The 26,699-nt window shown below is 69.3% G+C and carries 21 protein-coding genes, 1 tRNA gene and 1 pseudogene; 12 read left to right on the top strand and 11 right to left on the bottom strand.

The window, feature by feature from the left end:
• The first annotated feature begins 72 nt into the window (after positions 1-72).
• Positions 73-438, top strand: coding sequence for a DNA-binding protein (locus ACSMXX_RS13660; RefSeq protein WP_473184292.1), 366 nt, complete (start codon positions 73-75; stop codon positions 436-438).
• Positions 439-464: 26 nt separating this feature from the next.
• Positions 465-1,982: a LacI family DNA-binding transcriptional regulator gene (locus tag ACSMXX_RS13655; RefSeq protein WP_473184291.1), complete on the top strand. Its 1,518-nt coding sequence runs from the start codon at positions 465-467 to the stop codon at positions 1,980-1,982.
• A 175-nt stretch (positions 1,983-2,157) separates the two neighbouring features.
• Here ACSMXX_RS13655 and ACSMXX_RS13650 read toward each other — a convergent pair.
• The 4 genes and pseudogenes from ACSMXX_RS13650 to ACSMXX_RS13635 all read right to left on the bottom strand — a co-directional run bounded on the left by ACSMXX_RS13650 (position 2,158) and on the right by ACSMXX_RS13635 (position 6,811).
• Positions 2,158-3,017: pseudogene (locus tag ACSMXX_RS13650) on the bottom strand (hypothetical protein).
• A 27-nt stretch (positions 3,018-3,044) separates the two neighbouring features.
• Positions 3,045-4,766 carry a methionine--tRNA ligase gene (gene metG, locus ACSMXX_RS13645; protein WP_473184290.1) on the bottom strand — a complete coding sequence of 574 codons (1,722 nt, stop codon included), beginning with the start codon at positions 4,764-4,766 and terminating at the stop codon, positions 3,045-3,047.
• 857 nt (positions 4,767-5,623) lie between these two features.
• Positions 5,624-5,697 (bottom strand) — tRNA-Pro (locus ACSMXX_RS13640).
• Between the two features lie 184 nt (positions 5,698-5,881).
• Entirely contained in the window at positions 5,882-6,811 is a 930-nt protein-coding gene (locus ACSMXX_RS13635; protein WP_473184289.1) for a metallophosphoesterase, read from the bottom strand.
• 128 nt (positions 6,812-6,939) lie between these two features.
• Here ACSMXX_RS13635 and ACSMXX_RS13630 point away from each other — a divergent pair, with 128 nt between their 5' ends.
• Entirely contained in the window at positions 6,940-7,407 is a 468-nt protein-coding gene (locus ACSMXX_RS13630) for a GatB/YqeY domain-containing protein (RefSeq protein ID WP_473184288.1), read from the top strand.
• A gap of 305 nt (positions 7,408-7,712) precedes the next feature.
• Here the strand turns inward: ACSMXX_RS13630 and ACSMXX_RS13625 are convergent, their stop codons facing one another.
• Complete coding sequence (locus ACSMXX_RS13625) at positions 7,713-10,016, bottom strand: transglycosylase domain-containing protein (RefSeq protein WP_473184287.1); 2,304 nt, start codon at positions 10,014-10,016, stop codon at positions 7,713-7,715.
• A 466-nt stretch (positions 10,017-10,482) separates the two neighbouring features.
• Between ACSMXX_RS13625 and ACSMXX_RS13620 the strand changes: the two genes are divergently transcribed.
• Positions 10,483-10,845 (top strand): WhiB family transcriptional regulator, encoded by a 363-nt coding sequence (locus ACSMXX_RS13620; RefSeq protein ID WP_473184286.1) that lies wholly within the window; start codon positions 10,483-10,485, stop codon positions 10,843-10,845.
• Positions 10,846-11,278: 433 nt separating this feature from the next.
• Here ACSMXX_RS13620 and bagB read toward each other — a convergent pair whose 3' ends face one another.
• Both bagB and bagA read right to left on the bottom strand, forming a co-directional pair.
• Positions 11,279-12,661 carry an ATPase BagB gene (gene bagB, locus ACSMXX_RS13615; protein WP_473184285.1) on the bottom strand — a complete coding sequence of 461 codons (1,383 nt, stop codon included), beginning with the start codon at positions 12,659-12,661 and terminating at the stop codon, positions 11,279-11,281.
• Positions 12,658-13,632 (bottom strand): ATPase BagA, encoded by a 975-nt coding sequence (gene bagA, locus ACSMXX_RS13610; protein WP_473184284.1) that lies wholly within the window; start codon positions 13,630-13,632, stop codon positions 12,658-12,660. The genes bagB and bagA overlap by 4 nt, the downstream gene beginning before the upstream one ends.
• 44 nt (positions 13,633-13,676) lie before the next feature.
• Here bagA and ACSMXX_RS13605 point away from each other — a divergent pair, with 44 nt between their 5' ends.
• The 4 genes from ACSMXX_RS13605 to ACSMXX_RS13590 all read left to right on the top strand — a co-directional run bounded on the left by ACSMXX_RS13605 (position 13,677) and on the right by ACSMXX_RS13590 (position 16,300).
• Positions 13,677-13,835, top strand: a complete 159-nt coding sequence (locus ACSMXX_RS13605; RefSeq protein WP_107374329.1) for a DUF4177 domain-containing protein — start codon at positions 13,677-13,679, stop codon at positions 13,833-13,835.
• Positions 13,832-14,308, top strand: coding sequence for a RidA family protein (locus ACSMXX_RS13600; RefSeq protein ID WP_473184283.1), 477 nt, complete (start codon positions 13,832-13,834; stop codon positions 14,306-14,308). The genes ACSMXX_RS13605 and ACSMXX_RS13600 overlap by 4 nt, the downstream gene beginning before the upstream one ends.
• 130 nt (positions 14,309-14,438) lie before the next feature.
• A complete protein-coding gene (locus ACSMXX_RS13595) occupies positions 14,439-15,473 on the top strand; it encodes an NUDIX hydrolase (protein WP_473184282.1) in 1,035 nt (344 codons plus the stop codon).
• Positions 15,470-16,300: an MBL fold metallo-hydrolase gene (locus ACSMXX_RS13590; protein WP_473184281.1), complete on the top strand. Its 831-nt coding sequence runs from the start codon at positions 15,470-15,472 to the stop codon at positions 16,298-16,300. Before ACSMXX_RS13595 ends, ACSMXX_RS13590 begins: the two co-directional genes overlap by 4 nt.
• Positions 16,301-16,391: 91 nt before the next feature.
• On the opposite strand, the gene ACSMXX_RS13585 is transcribed toward ACSMXX_RS13590, so the two are convergent.
• Positions 16,392-17,066: a Crp/Fnr family transcriptional regulator gene (locus ACSMXX_RS13585; protein ID WP_028438501.1), complete on the bottom strand. Its 675-nt coding sequence runs from the start codon at positions 17,064-17,066 to the stop codon at positions 16,392-16,394.
• 375 nt (positions 17,067-17,441) lie between these two features.
• Between ACSMXX_RS13585 and nth the strand changes: the two genes are divergently transcribed.
• From nth to ACSMXX_RS13570, 3 genes are all read left to right on the top strand, one after another.
• Positions 17,442-18,533 (top strand): endonuclease III, encoded by a 1,092-nt coding sequence (nth, locus tag ACSMXX_RS13580; RefSeq protein ID WP_473184280.1) that lies wholly within the window; start codon positions 17,442-17,444, stop codon positions 18,531-18,533.
• 161 nt (positions 18,534-18,694) lie between these two features.
• The gene (locus ACSMXX_RS13575; protein ID WP_473184771.1) at positions 18,695-19,336 is read left to right on the top strand and encodes an NUDIX hydrolase; all 642 of its coding nucleotides are present in this window, start codon (positions 18,695-18,697) and stop codon (positions 19,334-19,336) included.
• 133 nt (positions 19,337-19,469) lie between these two features.
• Positions 19,470-20,669 (top strand): MarP family serine protease, encoded by a 1,200-nt coding sequence (locus ACSMXX_RS13570; protein ID WP_473184279.1) that lies wholly within the window; start codon positions 19,470-19,472, stop codon positions 20,667-20,669.
• 445 nt (positions 20,670-21,114) lie between these two features.
• Here ACSMXX_RS13570 and ACSMXX_RS13565 read toward each other — a convergent pair whose 3' ends face one another.
• The 3 genes from ACSMXX_RS13565 to acs all read right to left on the bottom strand — a co-directional run bounded on the left by ACSMXX_RS13565 (position 21,115) and on the right by acs (position 24,975).
• The gene (locus tag ACSMXX_RS13565; protein ID WP_473184278.1) at positions 21,115-22,053 is read right to left on the bottom strand and encodes an alpha/beta fold hydrolase; all 939 of its coding nucleotides are present in this window, start codon (positions 22,051-22,053) and stop codon (positions 21,115-21,117) included.
• Between the two features lie 167 nt (positions 22,054-22,220).
• Positions 22,221-22,661 (bottom strand): phage holin family protein, encoded by a 441-nt coding sequence (locus ACSMXX_RS13560; RefSeq protein ID WP_070009377.1) that lies wholly within the window; start codon positions 22,659-22,661, stop codon positions 22,221-22,223.
• A gap of 349 nt (positions 22,662-23,010) precedes the next feature.
• On the bottom strand, positions 23,011-24,975 hold the full coding sequence (gene acs, locus ACSMXX_RS13555; protein ID WP_473184277.1) for an acetate--CoA ligase: 1,965 nt from the start codon (positions 24,973-24,975) through the stop codon (positions 23,011-23,013).
• 379 nt (positions 24,976-25,354) lie between these two features.
• On the opposite strand from acs, the gene ACSMXX_RS13550 reads away from it, so the two are divergent.
• Entirely contained in the window at positions 25,355-26,587 is a 1,233-nt protein-coding gene (locus tag ACSMXX_RS13550) for a polysaccharide deacetylase family protein (RefSeq protein ID WP_473184276.1), read from the top strand.
• Positions 26,588-26,699 lie beyond the last annotated feature (112 nt).

Genomic DNA, 26,699 nt, shown 5'->3' with positions numbered 1-26,699 from the left:
CAACTTGCACCGATCTCCCACGCGCCTTGCCCTGACTGGCTTCGCCTTCCCACGTCATCTGGGAGGTGCACGATGACTGGCCACGAAGTCTCCCCGCACACGCCCGAGTTGCCGCGCCTCCACCGCCCCGAGGAAATCGCCGATGCTCTGGGTTGCTCTGCATGGTGGGTCAAAGACCGGGCTCGGCGCCGCCTGATCCCGTCCACTCGGGTCGGCCGGGCGTACCGGTTCACCGCCGAGCACTTCACGGAGATCATCCGTCTCCATGAGGAGTGGCCGGCTCAAGCGACGCAGCGTGCCGCACCTGGCGGCACACGCCGTTCGCTCACGTCGCACCCTGTCGCATCAGAGCGCCGGTCGCCTGCAAGGACAACACCGCGTTTGAAGGCCAGGCCGCCACGACGCTCCGTCCAGGGCCCGTACGAGACAGCTGCGTAGGACGTCGAAACGGGAGGGGAAGAAGAGTGGGCTTCGCGGAGAAGCGCGGCAACTACTGGCGCGGGCGCTACAAGACCGCACCCGGCAAGCACAACACGGTGGTTGACGACATGGGGAAAGCGATCAAGTTCGCGACCAAGCGCGAGGCGAAACGAGCCGCCGACGAGGCAGAGATCAAGTACCGACGCGGAGCGTGGCGCGACCCCGCCCTGGGGCAGGAGACCTTCGGCGAGTACGCGAACCGCTGGTACGACAGCCAGGACCTCGCCGCGTCAACCATGCAGAACTACCGCCGCCACATCGAAGAGCATCTGCTCCCCGAGTTCGATGACAGGGCGCTCGTCAGCATCCACCGCACCGATGTCGCGCTCTGGGAGAAGAAGGCCAAGGCCGAGTACGCCGCCTCCAGCGTGAAGACGTGGCGGGCGACGCTCCACCTCATCCTGGCCGACGCCGTTGACGAGGGCCTCATCGAAGCGAACCCCGCCACCAAGCGAAGGGGGAGGGGGAAGCGCGCCGGTCGTTCCAGTGACCGCGGCCCCGAGAAAGTCTTCACCGATCCTCTCGGCGCCTTGCTCATCGCTGAGCGGGCCGCCCTTCTCTCCGGCCGTGACGACGAGTTCGTCGCCGTGATCCTCAAGGCGTACACGGGCATGCGGTGGGGTGAAATCGTGGGCCTGGAGACCGAGTTCGTCCGGTCTCGCGCCGTCCGTGTCGAGTGGCAACTGTACGAACTCGACTCAGGCGAGATGGTGCGCTGCCCGCCCAAAGACGACAGTTACCGAACCATCGACATCCCCGGCTGGCTCTCGGCCCTGGTCGCCGACCACATCGCCCGCACCAAGCCGACCGCCTGCCCCTGCCATGGCGAGACGTATGTCTTCCGAGGCCAGGGCACGGCTCGCACCGGCGGGCACCAAGGCGCGAAACTCGTGGACGTCGCGCGCCGTGCCGGAGTCTCCGCTGGAACGGTGTCCAACGTCCTCAACCACCCCGACCGCGTAACCGAAGCCGTGCAGAGCGGGGTGGAAGAAGCGATCACGGAACTCGGCTTCATACGCGGCGGCGCTGCGATAGGCAGTGCGCCACATTGGCGCCGAAACGGCTTCGCCACCTGGCTGTTCGCGCCGGCTACCTCGGGTTGGTACCCGAAGAAGGCTCCGCAAGCCGCGCGACCGGTACCTCTGCTCGGGGAGCCATGGCCCGGCGTTCCGGTGCGAGGGCGGAACTCCCAGGGGCGGGCCGATGCCTGCTGGGCCCCGGTCGCGAAGGGACTCACCCCGCACGGTCTGCGCCATTGTCATCGGACCCACATGGAAGACGTCGGCACGGAGAGGGTCCTCATGAACGAGCGCATGGGGCACATCGACGGTTCCATCTCCGGGCGCTACGCCCACGTCACCCCTGGCATGCGCAAGCGCCTGCTCCTCAGCCTCACCGAGCAGTGGGAGGCTTCGCTCGACGCCCGTTTGGAGATGTGTTCTCGCTCGCCGGTGGGAGCACTTGACGCTCTTTTGCAGGCGCGCGTTTTGGCCCGTTCGTAGGCGGGGTGAAGGCTGTAGGGACGATGTGGTCTGCACCGTGCACCTCTGGGTGCCTGAAGTGGACACTGTCGCCGTCGGCACGGACGACCCCGCCTCTCCGCACTCCTCAACGCCCCTGCAGTGTAAGACCGATAGCGATGCTCCTCAGGCGGCTTCTCCGTGACCGGGTACGACGTCAACGAGTCTGAAGCTCTTCTAGCAGCTGAGCCGCTTCGAGTTGGGCGGGCTCCAGCCTGGGGTCCTCGGGTTGCGCGGAGGGCCGGCAATCTTCGAGCAGGCGAACAGCAGCATCACCTGGCCATCACGACTGTTCAGGTCGCTGCTGCGTTCAGCGCGGACGCGGGCGGCCAGCTCCGGCACTCCGAGCGACTGAGCCCACAACGACGCGGAGTCCAGCCCTCGGGGGGCCATTCCCCAGTCCTCCCAGTCGAACAGACAGAATTGAGGCCCAGTCACATTGGCCCAGTTCAGGTCCGCATGGGCTGCCGCCCACTGAGCAATGGCCGTATCCGGGGCATCAGGAAAGGCACTTCGGATGACCTCGGAGACGTGGGCCTGTGTGATGAAAACGGTGTCCGGCGTGGCGACGCGGTAGGTGGTCTGGCCTGCTAGCGCGTCCAGGGAAGCGTTCAGTTCTCGCCACCACTCACCCTGCAGCTTCGGATCGGCCGTCACTACCCCGGCAGGTTTCACCGGTTGATCGGGCAGGAGCCCGGTCTCATCGGCTCGCCACATCGCCGCCTCGTCCTCCCCTCGCCAGGACAGCCCCGAGTACCAGACGGGTTGGGCAACACCTTCCAGAAGCGCGGCCTGCTCGACGCCATTCCAGCCCTGTTCGCGGATCCGGCCCAACACTCGCCTCTCGACGCGCACCCATGTGCCTCGGTCTGTCCTCGCGCCAACCGAGCGGCGCTTACGTACGAGGGTGTCCCGGTCCAAGTGGCAATGAAGTGAGCGCTCCACGCGGTCCAAAACGTCATCGACCGCCTCAACCCGCAAATCGAGGGAGGCAGTAGAGGGGACCGAGAGCGACATGCCGTGACCGTAGCAGTGGACCCTGGGCTATTCCGCTGCCGGCTCTCCGCCGAAGCGCTCGCGGTAGATCTCCAGGTCCTCGTCCGTGATCTTCTGGAAGAGCACTGGCGGGACCGTGAATTCGGTACCCGCCGGCACGGACGACAGGGACCGTGCCTCTTCGGCGTTCACCCACAGAGCCGTGTCATCGGGCAGGGCGAAGGCGCTGCGCATGACCTTCGCCGTGGCAGGGATGAAGGGTTCGGAGACCACGGAGTAGAGGTGGATCAGCTTCATGGCGGTGTGCAGCGTCAGTGCGGCCGCGTCCTTGTCCGTCTTGATCTCCAGCCAGGGCGCCTTCTCCTCCAGGTACGCGTTCCCCGCGCTCCACAGCGCCCGAAGCGCGGCGGCCGCCTTGCGGAAATGGAGCGCGTCCATGTGCGCTTCGTACTCTGCGAGCAGGTTGACGATCTCCCGGCCCAACTTTGCCTCTGCCTCCCCAGGCTCCGCGCCTGCCGGCGCCGCGTCGCCGAAGCGCTTGCGGGAGAAGGACAGGACACGGTTGACGAAGTTGCCGAGCGTGTCCGCGAGGTCCTTGTTGACGACGGAGGAGAAGAACTCCCAGGTGAAGGATGCGTCGTCCGATTCGGGAGCGGCGGCCATCAGGAAGTACCGCCAGTAGTCGGCCGGGAGCAGCTCCAGGGCCGCGTCGGTGAAGATGCCGCGCTTCTGGGAGGTGGAGAACTTACCGCCGTAGTAGGTCAGCCAGTTGAACGATTTGACGAAGTCGACCTTCTTCCACGGTTCGCGGGTGCCCAGCTGGGTGGCCGGGAACATCACCGTGTGGAAGGGGACGTTGTCCTTGGCCATGAACTGCGTGTAGCGCAGGGCCTTGTCGGGCTCGTACCAGTAGGACTTCCAGTCGCGGCTGTCGGGTTGCTCGTCCGCCCACTCCTTGGTCGCGCCGATGTATTCGATCGGTGCGTCGAACCAGACGTAGAAGACCTTGCCCTCGGCTGCCAACTCCGGCCATGTGTCCGCAGGGACGGGAACGCCCCAGTCCAAGTCCCGGGTGATGGAGCGGTCCTGGAGTCCCTCTGTGAGCCACTTGTGGGCGATGGAGGAGGACAGCACCGGCCACTCGTCGGTGTGCGCGTCGACGAACGTCTGGACCTCGCCGGCCAGCTGCGACTGGAGCAGGAAGAGGTGCTTGGTCTCCCGCACCTCCAGGTCAGTGCCGCCGCTGATTGCCGACCGGGGCTCGATCAGATCGGTGGGGTCGAGAACGCGGGTGCAGTTCTCGCACTGATCGCCGCGGGCCTTGTCATAGCCGCAGTGCGGGCAGGCGCCGATGATGTAGCGGTCGGGCAGGAAACGCCCGTCCGTCTCGGAGTACATCTGCCGGACGGCCCGTTCTTCGATGAAGCCGTTCTTGTGCAGCTGTCGAGCGAAGCACTGAGTGATCTCGACGTTCTGTGGCGAGGAGCTGCGGCCGAAGTAGTCGAAGGCGAGGTCGAAGCCCTCATAGATCGCCCGCTGCTTTTCGTACTGCTGGGCGCAGAAGTCCGCGACGGGCAGGCCTGCTTCCTTCGCCGCCAGCTCGGCGGGGGTGCCGTGCTCATCTGTCGCGCAGATGTAGAGCACATCGTGGCCGCGCTGTCGCATGTAGCGCGCGTACACATCGGCCGGGAGCATCGACCCGACCATGTTCCCCAGGTGCTTGATTCCGTTGATGTACGGCAGCGCGCTGGTGATGAGGTGTCGAGCCATCCTCGGATGCTCCAATTGATCTTGCGGCCCCAGTGGGGGCCACGCCGGGTGCAGACAGACCGGCCACAAGGGCGCCATCCACGTCGCTGGTGCGTACGACACGTCCAACAGCCGAGCACTTCGTGATGACGCACTACTACGGGCCGCCTCGATGCTAACGACTGCCCGGCATACGCCGGAATTCGGTTTTCCGCGCGACGACGCCAATGGGAACGGCCGTCCGGAAGCAGGCGGCCAAGCGAGCTCCGGACGGCCGAAGAGCCACACGACGACTTGCGCCCCGTGACCCAGATCAGTCTAAGAGCGCTATCGGCGCCGCAACTGCCGGTGGCGCCACGGACCCCGGCTTCGGCGACGTTCCGCACCCACAAGCCCTCAGTGGCGGTTTCCACGACCTTTTCCCGGATGTCATTCGCCCCCAACCGCTCTGGTCCGCGCGAAGTGTTGAATCGCATCGGAAACACTGCTGATCGAAGCCGCTTCAAGCCCAACTCGACGGAGTCACGCTGGGCACGGCCGTGCGTCTACGACGGCAGCGTGAACTGCACCGAGCTGGGGCAACTCGTGAGGCGGGCGTCCAGCGCACCCAATGCCTCGGAGTCGTGCTGTCCGCTGGGACATTCGGCGGTTGGTCACTCAGCCAGACCGTTTGCCCAACTGCAGTCACTCGAGCCACGAGACGTCGCTGTGCGGGTTCGCTGCGGGGGCTGCAATGTCGTCGCGATGGCTGCATGTGCCCGCTCTGGGAGCCGACTCAAATGAGGTCGGCTCCCATATGGCTCCCAAAGCGGCCCTGGGAACGTCTCAGGGGCCCGACCCGCTGTGCGGATCAGGCCCCTGACCTGCGATCTCATCTGTCGGGGTGGCGGGATTTGAACCCACGACCTCTTCGTCCCGAACGAAGCGCGCTGCCAAGCTGCGCCACACCCCGATGCAACGCGCACCACTCTAGCCCAGCAGGGGGCTGAGGCGAAATCCGGATTCGGGGGGACGGGCCGCCCCGAGCAGGGGCGACCGCCCGGTTGTGCCGGGGCTCGGCGGCCGTTGCGCGCGACCGGTACGCCACCCGGCTGGGTACCCCGGTGACGCGCCGCGCGCTTCACCGTACGGAGCCCTCAGTCGCCGGCCGTGAGTGTCAGCAGCGTCGCCTCCGGCGGGCATGCGAAGCGCACCGGGGTGTAGCGGTTGGCGCCGCAGCCGGCCGAGACGTGGAGGTAGGAGCGGTTGCCGCCGGCGAGGTGGCTGGAGAGGCCCTTGACGCGGTCCGTGTCCAGGTCGCAGTTGGTGATGAGAGCCCCGTAGAACGGGACGCACAGCTGCCCCCCGTGGGTGTGCCCGGCGAGGATCAGCGGATAGCCGTCGGCGGTGAAGGCGTCCAGGGAGCGCAGATACGGGGCGTGGACGAGTGCGAGCGCGAGGTCGGCGTCCCGCTCGGGGCCGCCGATGACGGCGCTGTAGCGGTCCCGCCTGATGTGCGGGTCGTCCAGGCCGGTCAGGGCGATCTCCTGGCCGCCCTCCAGCTTGAGCCGGCCGCGGGTGTTGCTCAGGCCGACCCAGCCCGCCGCGTCGAAGGCGTCGCGCAGGCCCTCCCATGGGTTGTGGACGGCGCCGACGGCCGGTGCGTTGCCGTTGAGGCCGTGCCGGCCGCTGGCCTTCTCGATCAGGTAGCGGGCGGGGTTGCGCAGCTTCGGGCCGTAGTAGTCGTTGGAGCCGAAGACGTACGCCCCGGGGAAGTCCATGAGCGGGCCCAGGGCGTCCAGCACGTCGGGCACGGCCTCGGGGTCCGAGAGGTTGTCTCCCGTGTTGATCACGAAATCGGGGCGCAGGCCGGCGAGCGACCGGAGCCAGCGCTGCTTCTTGCGCTGCCCGCTCACCATGTGGACGTCCGAGATCTGCAAGGCGCGCAGCGGCTGCATACCGGGCGGCAGCACGGGGACCGTCACCCGTCGCAGGCGGAAGGACCGGGGCTCGACGAGCGTCGAATAGCCCACGCAGGCCGCGCCGAGAGCCGTCAGAGTGAGGGGGAGTCCGTATCGCGCGCGCATGAGCCCATGGTCGCAGACCCTGCGTTCCCCTCGCACTCCGTGCCCGCTGATGCACCCACCGATGCGGTGCCCTCCCGGGAGCGTGAGAGATGATGGGCGCCGGAATCTCTGGAGGACACGAAAACGCTATGACTACGCTCAAGTCCCGGCTGCAGGAAGACCTGACCGCAGCGATCAAGGAGCGTGACGAGCTGCGCTCCGCCACCCTCCGCATGACTCTGGCCGCGATCACCACGGAGGAGGTCTCCGGCAAGTCCGCTCGCGAACTGACGGACGACGAGGTGCAGAAGGTGATCACGCGGGAGGCGAAGAAGCGCCGCGAGGCAGCGGAGGCGTTCGCCGGCGGCGGCCGCGGCGAGCAGGCCGAACGGGAGCGTGCCGAGGGCGAAGTGCTCGCCGACTACCTGCCGAAGCAGCTGACGGACGAGGAACTGGACGCGCTCGTCGGGGAGTCCGTCGCTCAGGCGCAGGCCCAGGGAGCCGAGGGCCCCCGCGCGATGGGTGCCGTCATGAAGATCGTCAACCCGAAGGTGCAGGGGCGGGCCGAGGGCGGCCGCGTCGCCGCGGCGGTCAAGAAGCGGCTGGCGTCGGGCTAGCCGAGCGGGTCGCGACCTCCGCGACCTCCGCACTTCCGCTGCCTCCGCAGCGTCAACCGCCTCAACCGCGTCCGCAGCGTCAACCGCCTCCGACGCCCCGCCCCCGGCCTCCCGCACGGAACCCGCCTACGTACGAGTCGGCACCCGGTCATGCGCACAATCACGCCCTGAGGGCGCTCCCGACAGAGCGCCCTCTGCCGCGAGTTGGACGAATCGGCCGAGCCGGCTACGGGCCGAGCCGGTCCTGCCACCCGGGCCGAGCCGGCTACGGGCCGAACCGGTCCTGCCACCCGGGCCGAGTCCGGTCAGAAGCCCGCCCCGCCGAACCGGCCGCCAGAGCCGCCGCCCCGCCCGTTGTTGCCGTTGCCGCCCGTCTCCGTACCGGTGTTCGTGCCCGCGTCGGCGCCGCCGAGTGCGCCCGCGTCCGCGCCGCCGTCCTGGCCGAGGGTGGCGCCGGAGTCCGCGCCGCCGTTGCCGCCGCCGCCGATGAAGTCCGGCGGCAGGGTGATGTCCGGCCACGGGCTGTCGTCGTCCGGGGGCTTCGGCTTGTCCTTGCCCTTGTCGTCGTCGATCGGGACGAGGTTGAAGCGCGGCGCGGGCTCGCCGTCCAGGGCGCCCGCCATCGCGTCCCGCCAGATCGGGCCCGGCACTTCACCGCCGAAGACCTTGTCGTGCGGCACGCCGCCGATGGTGATGTCCGTCATCTGCGTCTTGTGTGCGGGGTCGCCGACCCAGACCGCGCCCGACATGTTCGGGGTGTAGCCCACGAACCATGCCGCGTAACGCTGGTCCGTCGTACCGGTCTTGCCCGCGCTGTCGCGCCCGCTGAGGCCGGCCTTCTTGCCCGTACCGTCCTCGACGACGCCCCGTAGCAGCGAGTTGACGGTGTCGGCGGTCCGCTGGCTCATCGCGCGCTCGCACGAAGTCTTCGGCACCGGCAGCTTCTTGCCGCGTGCGTCGGTGATCGACTCCACCGCGACGGGTGTGCAGTGCACGCCGCGGTTGGCGAAGGTGGCGTACCCCTCGGCCATCGTCAGCGGCGACATTTCCTGCGTCCCGAGGGTGATCGAGGGGACCTGGTCGATCTCCTTGCCGTCGGCGCGCTGGACGCCCATCTTCTCGGCCATCTCCGTGACGGGGCAGATCCCGGTCTCGCCGATGAGGGAGACGAAGTAGGTGTTCACCGACTTCGCGGTGGCCTCCTTCATCTCGTACGGGCCCACCTCGCTCCGGTTCTCGTTCTCCACCGGGGCGCTGCCGCTCCACTGTCCGCCGCACGTACTCACCGGCGACGGATACTGCATCTTGTACGGCGCCGGGTACTTCTTGTACACGCTCATGCCGCGTTCCAGCGCCGCGGCCGCGATCACCGGTTTGAAAGTGGAGCCCGGCTGGTAGCCGGCGCCGCCGCCCATGTCGTCGTCGACGGACAGGTTGATCTGCGTCTCGTTCTCGCTGAAGCCGTACGGGCGCGACTGGCCCATGCCCAGGATGCGGCCGGTGCCGGGTTCGACGATCGAGGTCGCCGTCGCGACCTTGTCGGACTTGTACACGTGCTTCTTCACTGACGCCTCGACCGACTTCTGCGCCTTCGGGTCCAGCGTCGTCCTGATCGTCAGGCCGCCCTGGTTCCAGCGCTTGGCGCGCGCCTTGTCCGTCTCGCCGAACTCCTCGTTGTTGAGGAAGACTTCGCGCACGTAGTCGCAGAAGAAGCCGGCGCCGTGCGTCGCTGTGATGCAGCCGTTCCGGGGCTTGCTCATGTCGAGACCGAGGGGCTTGTCCTGCGCGGCGCGGGCTTCCTTGGCCGAGATGTGGCCGAGGGCCTCCATGCGCGAGATCACCGTGTCCCGCCGCTCCTTGGCCGCGTCCTCCTGCTGCACCGGATCGTAGCGGGCGGGGGACTGCACTATGCCCGCGAGCAGGGCGGACTCCTCAAGTGCGAGGTCGTTCGCGGACTTCGAGAAGTAGCGCTGGGAGGCCGCCTCGACCCCGTATGCCTGCTGCCCGAAGAAGGTGATGTTCAGGTAGTTCTCAAGGATCTTCTTCTTGCCGAGGCTCTCCTCGACCTTGATCGCGTACTTGAGTTCCTTGATCTTCCGGCCGACCGTCTGCCGGGTGGCCTGCGCGACCTTGTCCGGATCGTCGCCCGCCTCCTCCACGAAGACGTTCTTCACGTACTGCTGCGTGAGCGAGGAGGCGCCCTCCTCGACCCCGCCGTTGCGGGCGTTGCGGTTGAGCGCGCGCAGAATGCCCTTGAGGTCGACGGCTCCGTGCTTGTAGAAGCGCGCGTCCTCGATCGCGATGATCGCCTTGCGCATGGACGGGGAGATCTCGTCCAGACCGACGACGGTACGGTCCCGCGAGTAGACCTTCGCGATCTCGCCGCCCTCGGAGTCGAGGATGGTGGTGCGCTGACTCAGCGGCGGACGCTTGAGGTTGGCGGGAAGCTCGTCGAAGCCCTGGACGGTGTTCTTCGTGACGAGACCCAGGCCGCCGGCCGCGGGCAGCGCCAGGCCGGCGAGCACCGCACCCGCCAGCACGCTGACGCCGAGGAACTTGGCGCCCTGCTGGAAGGCGGACTCACCGCCGCCTGAACGCTTCTTCACCATGGGCGGCAGCCTACGTTCTCAATCGCCGGACAGGGGAGCCTCAGTTCGCCTAAGCTGGCGGACGCAGCGAACCTCACACCGTCACTGTGGCCTCGCTCCACCGCGACCTACCGCTCACCTTTGTGAGTGATGAGGTCTTGTCCGGAACAGCGCCAAGTGCCGTGAAGAGTCCGGCAAGTTCTTCCCCACCGCACCGCCGTGTACGTCTGTGTCTCCGCGAAAGCGCAGTTTGGGTTCAAGTGGGTGCAAGTCGGCCCAAGTTGAGCTCAATTCGAGTCCAGGTTGTTACCGGCCCACTCCGGTGGGTGATCTGCCGCGCACGCATAGTCCGTTCGGGCCATCCAAGATTGGGCCCGCAGGGGGTGTTGCACCCTGCCTGCCTTCCGTAACGTCACCATCTGGCAACGGCGAATATGCCGCTTGCCGCCGTGGGGGAGCCTCGATTCGGGAGAGGACGGCGCCGGCTATGGGCTGGGTAACCGACTGGAGTGCGCAGGCAGCCTGCCGCACTACCGATCCGGATGAACTGTTCGTGCAAGGGGCGGCTCAGAACCGCGCCAAGGCCGTATGCACCGGGTGCCCTGTGCGCACCGAGTGCCTGGCCGACGCCTTGGACAACCGTGTTGAGTTCGGTGTCTGGGGCGGGATGACCGAGCGGGAGCGGAGGGCGCTGCTGCGCCGCCGTCCCACGGTCACCTCATGGCGCCGCCTGCTTGAGACCGCACGCTTGGAGTATGAGCGTGACACGGGCGGAGTTCTGCCTCTGGACCTTGAGGAGGCGAAGGACTACGCCGTCAATGTGGTGAAGGACTACGCAGCGGCGGGGTAGACGACCCCAGGTGTGACTCGGTACAGGACGGGTGCGGCGGACCCAAAGTCCGCAGGCCGCACGGTGGTCGGCCGCGGTGCCGTCGCCGTCACGGCTCGCTCGCCGTCGTCCGTCGTGCCGTACACGCACCGCCGAGGTATGTCACCCACCGCACGCTCCCCGCGGCTCCCACTCCGCATGACATGCCGCGACGCATGACATGCCGCGACGCACCGTCCGCACCGCTCGGGTCGCCCGACTCCGGGCGGGAGGTGCGGCGCGCGGCTGTTCATCTGCTGCGCAGGCGTTCAGAGTTCGGAGCACTCTGGGTTCGGAGCGCTCTGAACTGAGAGCGCCAAGTCCTGGCTAACAGAGCGCTGCTCTGGAGGCACAGCCGTGTGGTTGCGCTGCCTCCCGCCGCGTAAAGGCCGCCCGGTGTACGGGACTTCGGCAGTCAGCGGGCGAGAAGCTCACCGATGGTGCGCAGCCCCGCCAGGTCGTGTACGTCGCCCGCCAGCGCGTCCACTTCGGCCACCGGCACCTCGGGGTGGAGTGCGGCGAAGCGGTCGCGCGTGCGCCGCTCGCGGCCCAGCAGCCGCATGCGTTCGGCATGCAACCGCAGCAGCGCAGCGGCGAGTTGTTCTGTCTGTCTGATATGACCGTTGCGTCCCGTCGGCGCCTCTGCGGATTCGGGCCGCATGGTGGAGTCCGGGACGTCCGGTGAGCCGCGCCCGGGGGAGTGGGCGCCGTGTTTGTTTCCCTTCCCGGGCCCTCGATCGACAATGCCGCCCTCTTCAAGATTTTCCGCGAGGGCCAGTGCCCGCTCCGCGCCGACCGACGAGGCGCCGCTGCCGTGTACGCGGTTGAGCACAAGCCCGGCCAGCGGCATCCGCTCCTCCGCGAGCCGTTCCACGAAGTAGGCGGCCTCGCGCAGCGCGTCCCGTTCCGGGGCCGCCACCACGAGAAAGGCCGTGCCAGGCGCCTGCAGCAGCTGGTAGGTGGCGTCCGCACGCGTACGGAAGCCCCCGAACATGGTGTCCATCGCTGCCACGAACGTCTGCACGTCCCGCAACAGGCCGGTGCCCAGAAGCTTGTTGAGCGCGCCCGTGAACATGGACAGCCCGGCCATCCCCAGGTTCACGAACTTCATCCCCGCGCGTCCGCCGGCCTTCGCCGGCGCCATGAGCATCTTGATGAACCGGCCGTCCAGGAACGAGCCAAGCCGTTTCGGCGCGTCCAGGAAGTCCAGAGCCGAGCGCGACGGCGGAGTGTCCACGACGATCAGATCCCACTCCCCGCGGGAACTGAGCTGGCCCAGCTTCTCCATCGCCATGTACTCCTGCGTTCCCGCGAAGCCGGCCGACAGCGACTCGTAGAAGGGGTTGGCCATGATGGCGCGGGCGCGCTCTGGTTCCGCGTGTGCCTCGACGATCTCGTCGAAGGTCCGCTTCATGTCGAGCATCATGGCGTGCAGTTCGCCGCCTGCCTCCCCGTCGACACCGGGTACGGGCCTCGGGGTGTTGTCCAGTTCGGTGAGCCCCATGGACTGAGCGAGGCGCCGTGCGGGGTCGATGGTGAGCACGACGGTCTTTCGTCCCCGCTCTGCCGCCCGTACGCCGATCGCGGCGGCTGTCGTCGTCTTGCCTACGCCGCCCGCACCGCAGCAGACGATGATCCGGGTCTCCGGGTCGTCGATCAACGGATCGACGTGCAGCGCCACTTCGGACGCCAGCGGGTTGCCGGCGTCCGGCCTGGTGTCCGGCCTGGTGTCCGGCCTGGCGGCTGTCCGGGTGTCCGACCCGGCGTCCGGCCTCGTGTCCGTTCTGCTGTCGGTCATGCCGTCTCCTGGCGTGGTGGCAACTTCTCGCGCAGGTCCGCCGCGAGCTGGTACAGCCCGGCGAGTTCGACGCCCTCGGGGAGCAGGTCGAGTTCGTAGACGGGCATGTCCAGCTTCGCCAGCGCGGAGCGCTGCTCCTGCTCCAGTGCCACGCGTTCCGCGTGCTCGTGCGCCTGCTCGAGGAGCGGCCCGACGAGCCGGTCGGCACGCGAGAGGCCGGCGCGTGCCAGTGCGTCGGCCAGCTCGCCGTCCGTGCTGCGGCCGGCGTGGTGCAGCAGCTCCTCGTCGAGCAGTTGCTGCCGCACCATGTTCACGAGCGCCGCGCCGACCGGCAGTCCCGCCTCGCGAAGTTCGGCCACCCCGTCGACGGTCTCCTGCACGGGCATCTCCTCCAGGAGAGTCACCAAGTGCACCGCCGTCTCGGGCGACTTCAGCACCCGCATCACGGCCTGCGCCTGGTTGTGGACGGGGCCGACCTTCGCCAGCCCGGCGACCTCCTCGTTCACACCGAGGAAGCGGGTGATGCGGCCGGTCGGCGGCGCGTCCATCACCACCGCGTCGTACAGGCGCCGTTCCTGCTTGTCCCGGCGGCGCACCGCCTCGCACGCCTTGCCCGTCAGCAGTACGTCCCGCAGCCCGGGCGCGATGGTCGTCGCGAAGTCGATGGCGCCGAGCTTCTTCAGCGCACGTCCCGCGCTGCCCAGCTTGTAGAACATCTGGAGGTAGTCCAGCAGCGCCCGTTCGGGATCGATGGCGAGCGCGTAGACCTCGCCGCCGTCGTGTGCGACAGCGATCTTGCGCTCCTCGTACGGAAGCGGTTCCGTCTCGAAGAGCTGAGCGATGCCCTGCCGCCCCTCGACCTCGACGAGGAGCGTGCGCCTCCCTCCACTGGCCAGGGCCAACGCGAGTGCCGCGGCGACCGTCGTCTTGCCGGTGCCGCCCTTGCCCGTGACAACATGCAGCCTGCTCACTCCCGGGAGCCTAACCAGCAAGTCGACGGACTACGCTCGGCACCATGACGAAGTGGGAATACGCGACAGTGCCGCTGCTCGTGCACGCGACCAAGCAGATCCTCGACACCTGGGGAGAGGACGGCTGGGAGCTCGTCCAAGTCGTCCCCGGCCCTACCGGCTCCGAACAGCTGGTGGCATATCTCAAGCGGGAGAAGCAGTGAGCGGCGAAGTCGCCTCCCGGCTCGCCGAACTCGGCATCACGCTGCCGGAAGTAGCCACCCCCGCGGGCGCGTACGTGCCCGCGGTGCGCAGCGGACGGTACGTCTACACCGCGGGCCAGGTCCCGTTCGTCGAGGGCAAGCTGCCGCTCACGGGCAAGGTCGGCGGCGAGGTCACGCCCGAGGAGGCCAAGGACCTGGCGCGTACGTGCGCGCTGAACGCACTGGCGGCCGTGAGCTCGGCGGCGGGCGGGCTCGAACGCGTCGTACGGGTCGTGAAGGTCACCGGATTCGTCGCCTCCGCTCCGGACTTCACCGCGCAGCCCGCCGTCATCAACGGCGCCAGCGAGTTGCTCGGTGAGGTCTTCGGCGACAAGGGCGTGCACGCGCGCAGCGCCGTCGGCGTCGCCGTGCTGCCGATGGACGCGCCGGTCGAGGTCGAGATCCAGGTCGAGCTGGTCGACTGGGCGGAGTGACGGACGGGCTGACGGACGGACGGGCGGACGGGCTGAGTGACGGGCGGAGCGCGTCCCCGAGCGCGGCTCCTCCCGGTCGCCCGGACCCCACCCGGCGACGCCCGGGGGAGGGGGCCCGTAGCATCCGTCCATGTCGTCCTCCACGAACGGTCAGTGGTATCCGCCGGAATGGCCGGAGCGAATCCGCGCCCTGGCCGCGGGTGAGCTCACGCCGGTGACCCCGCGACTGTCCGCCACGGTCATGCTGCTGCGCGACGGCGGCGGAGCGGCGGAGGGGCCCGAGGTGCACCTGCTGCGCAGGCGTACGTCCATGGCCTTCGCCGGCGGCGCGTACGCCTACCCGGGCGGCGTCGTCGATCCGCGCGACGAGCACTGGCGCGGCAGCGGCACCGCCGGCGGCACCGGCCACGGCGGGGACCGCAGGCCCGGCGAGGGCTGGGCCGGGCCGTCCCGCAAGGAATGGGCCGAGCGGTTCGGAACGGACGAGGCCACAGCACAGGCCATTGTCTGCGCCGCGGTGCGCGAGACGTTCGAGGAGACGGGTGTGCTGCTCGCCGGGCCGGACGCCGCGAGCGTCGTCGACGACACGACCGGCGAGGACTGGGAGCGCGACCGCGCGGCGCTCGCCGGGCACGAACTCTCCTTCGCCGACTTCCTGGAACAGCGCGGGCTGGTGCTCCGCAGCGATCTGCTCGGAGGCTGGGCGCACTGGATCACACCGGAGTTCGAGAAGCGCCGCTATGACACCTGGTTCTTCGTCGCCGTGCTGCCCGAGGGCCAGCGCACGCGCAACGCGTCCACCGAGGCGGACCGCACGGTCTGGACCCGTCCCGGTGAGGCCGCCGCGGGCTACGACAGGGGCGAGATGCTGATGATGCCGCCCACGATCGCGATGCTGCGCCAGCTCGCGCCGTACCGTACGGCGGCCGAGGCGCTGGCTGCGAGCTCGCGGCGCGACCTGTCGCCGGTGCTGGCGCAGGCCCGCATGGAGGACGGCCAGGTGGTGCTGAGCTGGCCGGGATACGACGAGTTCACCAAGCGGGTGGACACCGCGGCGCCGGCCGGTGGCGGCGACAGCGCGGGAACCACCGGAACCGGCGCCACTGGAACCGGAACCGGACCCGAAACCGGAACCGACGGACCCGAGGGGAGCAGCCCCGCATGACGGACGCCGCATCCTTGCCCGGCCAGCCGCGCGGCGGCGTCATCAGCGGCCAGGCAACCGCACGGGCCCACTGCGTCCTCGCGCCCAACGCGTCCCCGATGACCCTGGACGGCACCAACACCTGGATCGTCGCCGAACCGGACTCCGACTCCGCGGTCGTCATCGACCCCGGACCGCTCGACGAGGGGCATCTGAGCGATGTCCTCGCCACCGCCGGGCGCCTGGGCAAGCGCGTGGCCCTCACCCTCCTCACGCACGGCCACCCCGATCACGCCGAGGGCGCGGCACGCTTCGCCGAGCTGTCCGGCACGTCCGTACGGGCGCTCGATCCCGCGCTGCGCCTGGGCGACGAGGGCCTGGCCGCCGGGGACGTCGTACGCACGGGCGGACTGGAACTGCGCGTCGTGCCCACCCCGGGGCACACCGCGGACTCGCTCTGCTTCCACCTCCCCGACGAGGGGGCCGTGCTGACGGGCGACACGGTGCTCGGCCGCGGCACGACGGTCGTCGCACACCCCGACGGACGGCTCGGCGAATACCTCGAATCACTCCGCCGTCTCCGCTCCCTGACCGTCGACGACGGGGTGGCGACGGTGCTGCCGGGGCACGGGCCCGTGCTGGAGGACGCACAGGGCGTCATCGACTTCTACCTCGCACACCGCGCCGACCGCCTCGCCCAGGTCGAGCACGCGGTCGAGCGGGGATTCCGTACGGCACCGGAGGTCGTCGCGCACGTGTACGCGGACGTCGACCGGTCGCTGTGGCCCGCCGCCGAACTGTCCGTACGGGCGCAGCTCGTCTACCTGCGGGAACGCGGCGCCGCCTAGCAGTGCACAGGAACGTCTGAGGGGCGCCCTCCGAAGAGGACGCCCCTCAGGTGCAAAGGCTTCGGCGGCGCTAGGCGGGCGCTCGGCGGGCTCAGCGGCTCCGCTTCGCCAGCCGCTCGATGTCGAGCAGGATCACCGCACGTGCCTCCAGGCGCAGCCAGCCGCGGCCCGCGAAGTCGGCGAGCGCTTTGTTGACGGTCTCGCGCGAGGCGCCGACGAGCTGCGCCAGCTCCTCCTGCGTGAGGTCGTGCACGACGTGGATGCCCTCTTCCGACTGCACGCCGAAGCGGCGCGAAAGGTCGAGCAGCTGCTTCGCCACCCGGCCGGGGACGTCGGAGAATACGAGGTCGGACATCGAGTCGTTGGTACGGCGCAGCCTGCGTGCGATGGCGCGGAGCAGGGCGGAGGCCACCTCGGGGCGTACGTTCAGCCAGGGCTGGAGGTCGCCGTGGCCCAGGCCGAGCAGCTTCACCTCGGTGAGTGCCGAGGCCGTGGCCGTACGCGGGCCCGGGTCGAAGAGGGACAGCTCGCCGATGAGCTCGCCGGGGCCGAGCACGGCCAGCATGTTCTCCCGGCCGTCAGGGGAGGTGCGGTGGAGCTTGACCTTCCCTTCGGTCACTACATAGAGACGGTCGCCCGGGTCGCCCTCGTGAAAGAGGGCCTCACTGCGCGCGAGCGTGGTCTCCGACATGGAGGCGCGCAGCTCAGCGGCTTGCTCCTCATCGAGCGCCGCGAAGAGCGGGGCGCGCCGCAGAACGTCGTCCACGAGTTCTCTCCTTGTCGACCTGGCCCAATGGGATCCCCAGGGGCCTCACAAGGCTCCCATGGGCCGAGGGACGGCGTCTCCCCAGGCCCCGGGGCCGTCTCAGTCCGCGGGGCCGAGGGATGGAACCTCACGGAACCTCCCAGGCCCGAAGGGCCGAGGGGGCCTCGAACCCCATGATGCCGGACGGTGAAACAGTGCGATCAGTCACAAGTTTGACGCACGCCCCCCGCCCTCCCGAAGGCAGGGGGCCGATTGGGCCGGGAATTGCCTTCGTGCGGGGCGGATGTCAGCGGTCCCCTCTACGCTGGCCGGGTGTCGACAACCCAGTGATGACCCGGTGAGCGCACGCAGAGCGGGACCGGGCGGGTGACCGCGATGGGAGATTCCGCTGTGGGCGAACAGGAGCCCGTCAAGAGGGCAAGCCGGGCAAAAGGGGCGGGCCGGGCGTCCGTTTCCGGCGTGACGGACGCGACGGCGGGTGCCGGCGAGCCCGTGACGACCACCCCGGCCAAGAGGGCCACGGCGAAGAAGACGTCCGCGAACCAGGCACCCGCGAAGAAGACGTCCGCGAAGACGGCACCCGCGAAGGAGGCGGCTTCCGGCAAGTCCGCGGTCCGGCCCGCGAGCAAGGCCGCGAAGCCCGAGTCCCGGCTGGCCATGGTCCGCCGCGCCCGCCGCATCAACCGCGAGCTGGGCGAGGTGTACTACTACGCGCACCCTGAGCTCGACTTCGAGAACCCCTTCCAGCTCCTGGTCGCCACCGTCCTCTCCGCCCAGACCACGGACCTCCGGGTCAACCAGACGACGCCCGCCGTCTTCGCCGCCTACCCGACCCCCGAGGACATGGCGGCCGCCGACCCGGAGAAGCTGGAGGAGCTGCTGCGTCCCACCGGATTCTTCCGTGCGAAGGCGAAGTCCGTGCTCGGGCTGTCGGCGGCGATCCGTGACAGGTTCGGCGGTGAGGTGCCGGGCAACATAAAGGACCTGGTGTCGCTGCCGGGGGTCGGGCGGAAGACCGCGTTCGTCGTGCTCGGCAACGCCTTCGGCGTCCCCGGGCTGACCGTCGACACCCACTTCGGGCGTCTCGTGCGCCGCTGGAAGCTCACAGAGCAGACCGACGCGGACAAGGTCGAGGCCGAGATCGCCGAGATCATCCCCAAGAGCGAGTGGACGATGTTCTCGCACCGGACGATCTTCCATGGCCGCCGCATCTGCCACTCCCGCAAACCGGCCTGCGGCGCCTGCCCCATCGCGGCGCTGTGCCCCTCGTACGGAGAGGGCGAACTCGACCCGGAGAAGGCGAAGAAGCTGCTCAAGTACGAGATGGGCGGGCTGCCGGGCCAGCGCCTCAAGCCTCCGGCCGACTACCCGGGACGCCCCGCGCCCCCGCTCGGCGGCAACGGCAACGGCGTCAGCAGCAGCGTCAGCAGCGGCAACTCCGAGGGCGCCGACGGGGCCGCCCGGTGAGCCGTCCCCGTACGAATCCCGACCTGAACCCGAAAGCGGACCTGACCCCGAATCCCGACCCGATCCTGAGCGCCGATCCGAACCTGAACCCCGGCCCGGATCCGGACCCGGCCCGGCACGCCCCCGCCCCCGCCCCCCGAGTCGAGTTCAGCGACCGCGGGCTGCCGGGCTGGCTCACCCCCGTCGTGCGGGCAGCCGACACGGTCGAGCCGCGCCAGTTGAGCCGCTTCCTTCCGCCCGAGGACGGCGCCGGCCGGCCCTCGGCCGTGCTCGTACTGTTCGGTGACGGCGCCGACGGCCCCGAACTCCTGCTGATGGAACGGGCCTCCAGCCTCCGTTCGCACGCGGGCCAGCCCTCTTTCCCCGGCGGCGCCATCGACCCCGAGGATGGCGACCCGGACGGCGAGGGGCCGTTGCGCGCGGCGTTGCGTGAGGCCGAGGAGGAGACGGGGCTCGATCCGTCCGGCGTGCAGATCTTCGCGACGCTTCCCGCGCTCTACATCCCTGTGAGCGGTTTCGTCGTCACGCCCGTACTCGGGTGGTGGCGGCGCCCGACGCCCGTGTCGCCGGTGGATCCGGGCGAGACGGCACGGGTGTTCACCGTCCCCGTGTCCGAGCTGACCGACCCGGACAACCGCGTGACGGCCGTCCACCCCTCCGGATACATGAGTCCGGCGTTCAGCGTGGGCCCCGCGCTGGTGTGGGGATTCACCGCGGGCGTCATCGACCGGCTGCTGCACTACGCGGGCTGGGAGCGGCCCTGGGACCGGGAGCGGCGCGTATCGATCGACCGAAAGGCATGAAGCAGGAGCGAGCCCGCGGCCCCGCGGACCCGCCTCCCCCGCAACACCCCCTGTCCACTTCCGGCTCCGCTCCCGGTCGTACGAACCGACCGCGACGGATGTCCATCTCCTCCCGCATGAGACGGTGGCTCCCGTGAACGTGCTGGACTTCCTGCTCCTGCTTGCCGCCGTCTGGTTCGCCGTCATCGGTTACCGGCAGGGCTTCGTCGTCGGAATCCTGTCCGTGACCGGCTTCCTCGGCGGCGGGCTCGTCGCCGTCCTCGTGCTGCCCCCGCTGTGGAACGGGCTGACTGACGGTACGCCTCCAGGGACGTTCGGCGTGGTGGCGGCGGTCGTCATCGTCATCGTCTGCGCCTCGGTCGGCCAGGCGTTCACCACGCACCTCGGCAACAAGCTGCGGCAGTACATCACCTTGTCGCCGGCGCGTGCCCTGGACGCCACCGGCGGTGCGCTCGTCAACGTGCTGGCGATGCTGCTCGTGGCGTGGCTCATCGGCTCGGCCCTGGCCGGTACGTCGCTGCCGACGCTCAGCAAGCAGGTGCGCAACTCCAGTGTGCTGCTGGGGGTTTCGCGGGTGCTGCCGCCGGAGGCCGACAGCTGGTTCAACGACTTCTCCTCGACGCTCGCGCAGAACGGCCTCCCGCAGGTCTTCTCGCCGTTCTCCAACGAGCCGATCAGGGCGGTCCCCGCCCCCGACCCGAAGCTGGCGAAGAGCCCCGTCGCAGCCGAGGCGAGGGGCAGCATCGCGAAGGTCGTCGGCAGCGCGACGCGCTGCGGAAAGGTGCTGGAGGGCACGGGGTTCGTCTTCAGTCGGCAACGTGTGATGACCAACGCCCATGTTGTGGGCGGCGTCGAGGAGCCGACGGTGCAGATCGGCGGCGTCGGCCGGATCCACGACGCGCGGGTCGTCCTCTACGATCCGAAGCGCGACATCGCGGTCCTGGACGTGCCGACGCTGAACGCCCCCGCCCTGGAGTTCGCGTCGAAGGACGCCGGCCGGGGAGACGGTGCGATCGTCGCGGGCTTCCCGGAGAACGGCGGGTTCGATGTGCGCTCCGCGCGCGTACGGGACCGCGTCGGCGCCGACGGCCCGGACATCTACCACCGCGACAGGGTGCGCCGCGACATCTACTCCCTCTACACGACCATCCGCCAGGGCAACTCGGGCGGTCCGCTGCTCACACCCCAAGGCAAGGTCTACGGCGTCATCTTCGCCAAGTCGCTCGACAACTCCCGTACGGGATACGCCCTCACCGCGGACGAGGTGCGCAGCGACGCACGGCGCGGCCGCGTCGCCGAACGGCAGGCCGACAGCCAGGGTTGTGCGATGTGAGTACGGGAGCGCGTGCCGCTGTGGCGTGCGCAGGCGCAGCAACGGGCGGGCGTGCGCGGGTCCCAAGCCGCAGGCGGCGTCGGCCTCAGCCGGCTTCCGGGGCCTCAGCCGGCCCCCGGTCTCAGCCGCGCGGGTGTCTCAGCCGTGCCCCGAACCAGCGCGCCCTGCGGCTGAGCAGCCGGGGGATTCCGGGCTCGGCGACCGCGCCGAGTCTGTCCGGTCGTAAGCGCCACACACGCTGTCCGGGGATCGGCCCCCTCCGCGCGCTGCGGCCACGTGCCAGGTCACGGTAGTCGTGCGTCCAGCCCATACAGCGGACTCTGCCCCGTACCGAAGCCGGTAACCACCTGACGGGTCATCAAACGGTTATGCGCGCGGCACGTGTTGCCCGTGTTGACGGCGTACGCGGCTGTTCCGGAAAACGGTGCGGTGACGGGTGCCCCGCTCAGCGGTCGGGCTCGGGATCGTTGAGCCAGCCGATGAGCTCCGCGGAGAAGGCCGCCGGGTCCTCCTCATGCGGCCAGTGGCCGATCCCGTCCAACAGCCGCCAGCGGTACGGGGCTTCGACGTACTGTCCCGATCCGGCCGAACTGCGCGTGCGCAGCACGGGATCCAGCGCTCCGTGCACCTGCATCGTCGGCACCCGTACGGGCCGCTTCATGCGGCGGTTGAACTGGAAGCCGTCCGGACGCGCCATCGACCGTACGAGCCAGCGGTAGGGCTCGACCGAGCAGTGCGCAGTCGACGGCACGCACATGGCCTGCTCGTACCGAGCGACCGCCTCCTCCACGTCGGGCTGTTCCAGCAGCCGGGGCCCGCCCCACTCCCGTACCAGCTTGCCCACCAACTCGCCGCCATTTGCGGTGAGTTGACGCTCCGGTACGAAGGGCCGCTGAAAGCCCCAGACGTACGATCCGGCCGCCGTCTGGCGCATGTCCTTGAGCATCGCCGCCCGCCAGCGCCGCGGGTGGGGCATCGAGGAGACGGCAAGACGCCGTATCAGCTTCGGCCGCATCACAGCCGCCGTCCAGGCCAGGTAGCCGCCCAAGTCGTGGCCCACCAGCGCGGCGTCGGGCTCGCCGAGCGAGCGGATGACGCCCGTGACGTCGAGGGCGAGGTTGGCCGGATCGTAGCCGCGGGGCGTGCGGTCGCTGCCGCCGACACCGCGCAGATCCATCGCGACGGCGCGGAACCCGGCGTCAGCAAGCGCTGTCAACTGGTGCCTCCACGTCCACCAGTAGTGCGGGAATCCGTGCAGCAGGAGCACAAGAGGTCCGTCACCCATCTCAGCGATGTGGAAGCGGGCTCCGTTCGCGGCGACATCCCGGTGCGTCCAGGGGCCTTCGGGACGGATCAGGTTCGCTGGGCCTGCTGGATGGGTCATGTGTCGAGCCTGTCACACTTCGCGACGTGTCAATGCCGCGCTCATGGCGGGCGCAGGGGCCGCCGGGCGAGATGCGGGACGTCGCGCGGCGACGGTGCTCACACCGGGCGTACCGCTCGCGAGGCATGAGCGCTCACGCGGCAAGAGCGCTCATGACGCAGCTGCGCTCACGCGGCAGTGGTGCTCTCCGGCTGCTTCGCGGGCCTCGTACGCGGATGCGGCTTGGTCCGCGAGAGCACGGAGGCCGTCTCCTTCGCGGAGGCGATCGACTTCTCAGGGGGCTTGATCCGCTTGAACTTGCGCATCGCGAGCAGCAGCAGGATCAGCGCGAGGACGATGTAGGCGCCGCCCACGATCAGGAACGACCAGGCCAGCCCGAGACCTAGGTTGTGGATCCCGTAGGCCGCGGCGAAGCTCAGCACGGGCAGCGAGAAGAGCAGCAGCACACCGGCGACCGTCGCCGCGCCCCCGCCCACGATCCCCCGCTTCACGTCCTGCCGGATCTCGGCCTTGGCCAGCGCGATCTCGTCGTGCACCAGTCCGGACAACTCGGCGGTGGCCGAGGCGACCAACTGGCCGAGGCTGCGGCCGTCGTCGGCAGAACTCATCGGTGTCTTCCTCTCTCCGTCTCTCCGCGGGCCCGGCCGGGCCGGCGGACTGTCGAACCGTGGAACTTCGCACCCTGGAACTTCGAACCGTCGAACCGCGAACCGTTCCTGCCCGTCGGTCCGATCATGCCGGACCATCGTGCGGCACGTGTGCCCAGGAGGCCACTACCGCAAGCTCCGGCGACCGCCCCGGTGTTGACGAAGCGTACGGCGGCGGCCGCCCCGAACACCCGGAGGGGCACCCGGCGGTGCCGGATGCCCCTCCACACTCACCGGGCGTCTCTCCTGCGTCCGCCGTGCTCGCGGTACGCCCTCGGCGCTGTCGGCCCTGTCGGTCGTCCCTCGGGTCTCAGTCCTCGCTCGCCGCGCTCGGCAGCTTGTCCTGGATGAGCTCCATGACCGAGGAGTCCGTCAGCGTGCTGACGTCTCCGAGCGCGCGGTTCTCCGCGACGTCCCGCAGCAGCCGCCGCATGATCTTGCCGGAGCGGGTCTTGGGCAGCTCCGCGACCGGCAGGATCTTCTTCGGCTTGGCGATCGGGCCGAGCTGCTTGGCCACGTGCCCGCGCAGCTCCTCCACCAGCCCCTCGTCCTCGGCGGCCGAGCCGCGCAGGATGACGAACGCGCAGATGGCCTGCGTCGTCTGCGGGTCCGTCGCACCGACGACCGCCGCCTCGGCGACCTTCGGGTGCGAGACGAGCGACGACTCGACCTCCGTCGTGGAGATGTTGTGCCCGGAGACGAGCATGACGTCGTCGACGCGGCCGAGCAGCCAGATGTCGCCGTCGTCGTCCTTCTTCGCGCCGTCGCCCGCGAAGTACTTGTTCTCGAACCGCGACCAGTAGGTGTCCAGGAACCGCTGGTCGTCGCCCCAGATGGTGCGCAGCATCGACGGCCAGGGCTCGGTGAGCACCATGTAGCCGCCTCCGCCGTCGGGAACCTCGTTCGCGTCGTCGTCCACGACCGTCGCGGAGATCCCCGGCAGCGCCTGCTGCGCCGAGCCCGGCTTGGTGTCGGTTACCCCCGGCAGCGGGCTGACCATGACGCCGCCGGTCTCCGTCTGCCACCACGTGTCGACGACGGGCGTGCGGTCACCGCCGATGTGGTGGCGGTACCAGACCCACGCCTCCGGGTTGATCGGTTCGCCGACGGAGCCCAGGATCCGCAGCGACGACAGGTCGAACTTGGCCGGGATGTCGTCGCCCCACTTCATGCAGGCGCGGATCGCTGTCGGAGCGGTGTAGAGGAGGGAGACCTTGTACTTCTGGACGATCTCCCACCAGCGGCCCTTGTGCGGGGTGTCGGGCGTGCCTTCGTAGAGCACCTCGGTGGCGCCGTTCGCGAGCGGCCCGTAGACGATGTAGGAGTGGCCGGTGACCCAGCCGACGTCGGCCGTGCACCAGTAGACGTCCTTCTCCGGCTTGAGGTCGAAGACCGCGTGGTGGGTCCAGGCGACCTGCGTCAGATAGCCGCCGGTGGTGTGCAGGATGCCCTTCGGCTTACCGGTGGTGCCGGAGGTGTAGAGGATGAAGAGCGGGTGCTCGGCGTCGAAGTCCTGCGGCGTGTGCTGGTCGCTCTGGCGGTCGACGACGTCGTGCCACCACACGTCGCGGCCCTCGTTCCAGTCGATGTCGTCCTGGCCGGTGCGCCGGACGACCAGCACATTGCGGACCTTCTCGGTGCCCGGCCTGGTCAGCGCCTCGTCGACGGCGGGCTTGAGTGCGCTGGCACCGCCCTTGCGGTAGCCGCCGTCGGCAGTGATGACGACGCGGGCGTCGGCGTCCTCGATACGGGTGGCCAGCGCGTCGGCGGAGAAGCCGCCGAAGACCACGGAGTGCGGGGCGCCGATACGGGCGCACGCCAGCATCGCCACCACGGTCTCCGGGATCATCGGCAGATAGACGGCGACGCGGTCGCCGGCCTGCACGCCCAGCTCCGTCAGGGCGTTCGCCGCCTTGGAGACCTCGCGCTGCAGGTCGGCGTAGGTGAGGCTGCGGGAGTCGCCGGGCTCACCCTCGAAGTGCAGGGCGACACGGTCGCCGTTGCCCGCTTCGACGTGCCGGTCCACGCAGTTGTACGCGACGTTGAGCTTGCCGTCCTTGAACCACTGGGCGAACGGCGGGTTGGACCAGTCGAGGGTCTCGGTCGGCTCTTTGCCCCAGCTCAGACGGCGTGCCTGCTCGGCCCAGAAGCCCAGCCGATCAGCACTCGCCTGCTCGTACGCCTGGGCGGTGACGTTGGCTTCGGCAGCCAGATCGGCGGGCGGGGCGAACCTCCGCTCTTCCTTGAGCAGATTGGCCAGGCTTTCGTTGCTCACGACATCTCCCTTTCCCAGGGTGTCTGTTGTGTCCAGGTCCCAAGGCCCTGATCCTCCCCGGACCTTGGACTCCGGCCCAGGGTCACGCCCTAGCTCATCAGCCGTTTGGCCCATGTGACAAGAGCTTGCGGAGAAATTGGTTTAGACCTCTCGTGAGTGTGCTCGGCCGCCGGTCGGCCCAGGTGCGCCGCGTGCGGCCCGTAGCCCCGGCGTCGCGGGCCGCGGCGCCGGCGAGGAGCGCCCGCCGCTGAGTCCGACGGGTGAAGGGGTCACCCCAAAACCTCGCCCGAGTTGCCCTTTATGCCGGAGATGCAACGGTTGACTCACGTACCGGAGTTGATCCGTTACGTAGAGCAATCGACAAGGGCGAGGTGATCCGATGACAGCCACCCGACAGTGGCTCGTGGGCATATCGGCGGCAATGGCGCTCACCACTGTGATGAGCGGCTGCGCCGGCGACACCACGGGAAGCCCGGCGAGCAAGGGCCACCCGGCCCCCGAACAGAAGCCCGAGCAGCAGGCCCGCGTCATCGGGGACGGTTCGACCTCCATAACCGGGCGGCAGCCGAACCAGCCGACTCCCAGGAAGCTCCGCAAGGGCAAGAAGCCGCCTCAGTTCGTGGTCTTCTCCTGGGACGGAGCCGGAGAGGACGCCAAGAAGCTCTTCTCCCGCTTCCGCAAGGCAGGCAAGCGGTACGGGGCGTCGCAGTCGTTCTTCCTGAGCGGCATATACACGCTCCCCGAGGCCAAGTCCCAGCGCTACTCGCCCCCCAACCACGCGAGCGGCGCCTCCGACATCGGCTACCTCAAGGACAAGAACATACGGGCCACCCTGCGCCAGGTACGCAAGGCATGGCTCGAGGGAAACGAGATAGGCACCCACTTCAACGGCCATTTCTGCGGCCCCAAGGGTGTCGGCAGCTGGTCCGCGGACCAGTGGAAGAGCGAGATACGCCAGGCCAAGTGGTTCGTGCAGAACTGGAAGACGACCACGGGCTTCAAGCGTGAGGATCCTCTTCCCTTCGACTACGACAAGGAACTCGTCGGCGGGCGCACCCCCTGCCTCCAGGGCCAGGAGAATCTGGTCCGAGCGGCCCGCGACATGGGTTTCCGCTACGACTCCAGCGGCAACGGGACCCAGGTCTGGCCCAAGAAGAAGGGCGGCCTGTGGGACATTCCGCTGCAGGAAGTCCCCATGCCGGGGCGCAAGTTCGAGACCCTGTCCATGGACTACAACTTCCTGGCGAACCAGTCGGTGACCGTCGATGGCCCGCCCGCGAAGCACGCGTCCTACGGGCAGCAGATGCGTAACGGGCTGATGCAGGGCTTCGAGCGCGCCTACAAGGGCAACCGAGCGCCGATGATCATCGGCAACCACTTCGAGGACTGGAACGGCGGCGTGTACATGGACGCCGTCGAGCAGGTCATGAAGTCGGTCTGCACGAAGCGCGATGTCCGCTGCGTCTCGTTCAAGCAGCTCGTCGACTGGCTCGACGAACAGGACCCGAAGGTGCTGGCCAAGATGCGCACACTCGGGGTCGGCGAGCGGCCCGAGGGCGGCTGGAAGCCGTTCCTGAAGAACGCCCGGACGACGCGACTGCTCTCCGACTGACGCGACCGGCGGTACGCCGCCGGACCCGGCCCTGCCGGCACGGCTGTGGACGGACGGTGCTTCAACCTCCGTCCACAGCCTGCCTGTTGGCTGCAGTGCCCGCGTGCCCGGG

This window comes from Streptomyces sp. DSM 116795 (assembly GCF_055792905.1).
Note: the sequence above shows the minus strand (reverse complement) of the source record. Positions and strands in the feature narration are given on the sequence as shown.

Bases quoted from the DNA above. Each gene is read 5' to 3' on its own strand.
- ACSMXX_RS13660 (WP_473184292.1), top strand. From the start codon at position 73: ATGACTGGCCACGAAGTCTCCCCGCACACGCCCGAGTTGCCGCGCCTC.
- metG (WP_473184290.1), bottom strand. From the start codon at position 4,766: ATGGCTCGACACCTCATCACCAGCGCGCTGCCGTACATCAACGGAATC.
- ACSMXX_RS13635 (WP_473184289.1), bottom strand. From the start codon at position 6,811: ATGCGCGCGCGATACGGACTCCCCCTCACTCTGACGGCTCTCGGCGCG.
- ACSMXX_RS13630 (WP_473184288.1), top strand. From the start codon at position 6,940: ATGACTACGCTCAAGTCCCGGCTGCAGGAAGACCTGACCGCAGCGATC.
- ACSMXX_RS13625 (WP_473184287.1), bottom strand. From the start codon at position 10,016: ATGGTGAAGAAGCGTTCAGGCGGCGGTGAGTCCGCCTTCCAGCAGGGC.
- ACSMXX_RS13620 (WP_473184286.1), top strand. From the start codon at position 10,483: ATGGGCTGGGTAACCGACTGGAGTGCGCAGGCAGCCTGCCGCACTACC.
- bagB (WP_473184285.1), bottom strand. From the start codon at position 12,661: ATGACCGACAGCAGAACGGACACGAGGCCGGACGCCGGGTCGGACACC.
- ACSMXX_RS13605 (WP_107374329.1), top strand. From the start codon at position 13,677: ATGACGAAGTGGGAATACGCGACAGTGCCGCTGCTCGTGCACGCGACC.
- ACSMXX_RS13595 (WP_473184282.1), top strand. From the start codon at position 14,439: ATGTCGTCCTCCACGAACGGTCAGTGGTATCCGCCGGAATGGCCGGAG.
- ACSMXX_RS13590 (WP_473184281.1), top strand. From the start codon at position 15,470: ATGACGGACGCCGCATCCTTGCCCGGCCAGCCGCGCGGCGGCGTCATC.
- nth (WP_473184280.1), top strand. From the start codon at position 17,442: ATGGGAGATTCCGCTGTGGGCGAACAGGAGCCCGTCAAGAGGGCAAGC.
- ACSMXX_RS13565 (WP_473184278.1), bottom strand. From the start codon at position 22,053: ATGACCCATCCAGCAGGCCCAGCGAACCTGATCCGTCCCGAAGGCCCC.
- ACSMXX_RS13560 (WP_070009377.1), bottom strand. From the start codon at position 22,661: ATGAGTTCTGCCGACGACGGCCGCAGCCTCGGCCAGTTGGTCGCCTCG.
- ACSMXX_RS13550 (WP_473184276.1), top strand. From the start codon at position 25,355: ATGACAGCCACCCGACAGTGGCTCGTGGGCATATCGGCGGCAATGGCG.